Genomic DNA, 1395 nt, shown 5'->3' with positions numbered 1-1395 from the left:
CTGAGGACAAGCCCTCGGCCTATTAGTACCGGTCAACTCCACCCCTCACAGGGCTTCCATATCCGGCCTATCAACCCAGTCGTCTACTGGGAGCCTTACCCTCTCAAGGAGGTGGGAGTGCTCATCTCGAAGCAGGCTTCCCGCTTAGATGCTTTCAGCGGTTATCCCTCCCGAACGTAGCCAACCAGCCATGCCCTTGGCAGAACAACTGGCACACCAGAGGTTCGTCCGTCCCGGTCCTCTCGTACTAGGGACAGCCCTTCTCAACACTCCTACGCGCACAGCGGATAGGGACCGAACTGTCTCACGACGTTCTAAACCCAGCTCGCGTACCGCTTTAATGGGCGAACAGCCCAACCCTTGGGACCTACTCCAGCCCCAGGATGCGACGAGCCGACATCGAGGTGCCAAACCATCCCGTCGATATGGACTCTTGGGGAAGATCAGCCTGTTATCCCCGGGGTACCTTTTATCCGTTGAGCGACGGCGCTTCCACAAGCCACCGCCGGATCACTAGTCCCTACTTTCGTACCTGCTCGACCCGTCAGTCTCACAGTCAAGCTCCCTTGTGCACTTACACTCAACACCTGATTGCCAACCAGGCTGAGGGAACCTTTGGGCGCCTCCGTTACCCTTTAGGAGGCAACCGCCCCAGTTAAACTACCCACCAGACACTGTCCCTGATCCGGATCACGGACCCAGGTTAGACATCCAGCACGACCAGAGTGGTATTTCAACGACGACTCCACAACAACTGGCGTTGCCGCTTCAAAGTCTCCCACCTATCCTACACAAGCCGAACCGAACACCAATATCAAGCTATAGTAAAGGTCCCGGGGTCTTTCCGTCCTGCTGCGCGAAACGAGCATCTTTACTCGTAATGCAATTTCACCGGGCCTATGGTTGAGACAGTCGAGAAGTCGTTACGCCATTCGTGCAGGTCGGAACTTACCCGACAAGGAATTTCGCTACCTTAGGATGGTTATAGTTACCACCGCCGTTTACTGGCGCTTAAGTTCTCAGCTTCGCCTGGACGAATCCAAGCTAACCGGTCCCCTTAACGTTCCAGCACCGGGCAGGCGTCAGTCCGTATACATCGCCTTACGGCTTCGCACGGACCTGTGTTTTTAGTAAACAGTCGCTTCTCGCTGGTCTCTGCGGCCACCCCCAGCTCAGACAGCAAGTGCCGTCACCAGGAATGGCCCCCCTTCTCCCGAAGTTACGGGGGCATTTTGCCGAGTTCCTTAACCATAGTTCACCCGAACGCCTCGGTATTCTCTACCTGACCACCTGAGTCGGTTTGGGGTACGGGCCGCCATGAAACTCGCTAGAGGCTTTTCTCGACAGCATAGGATCATCCACTTCACCACAATCGGCTCGGCATCAGGTCTCAGC

Annotated in this window: 1 rRNA gene (only partly in view); it reads right to left on the bottom strand. The window is 56.1% G+C overall.

The features are described 5' to 3' along the window. Window positions 1-2: 2 nt before the first annotated feature. A 23S ribosomal RNA gene (locus ACIRRH_RS43880) occupies window positions 3-1395 on the bottom strand (it continues 1370 nt past the right edge of the window).

Origin of the sequence: Kitasatospora sp. NPDC101235, from assembly GCF_044767505.1 — a bacterium.
Lineage (GTDB): Bacteria > Actinomycetota > Actinomycetes > Streptomycetales > Streptomycetaceae > Kitasatospora.
The sequence above is the reverse complement of the archived record's forward strand: the minus strand, read 5'-3'. Positions and strand labels throughout refer to the sequence as shown.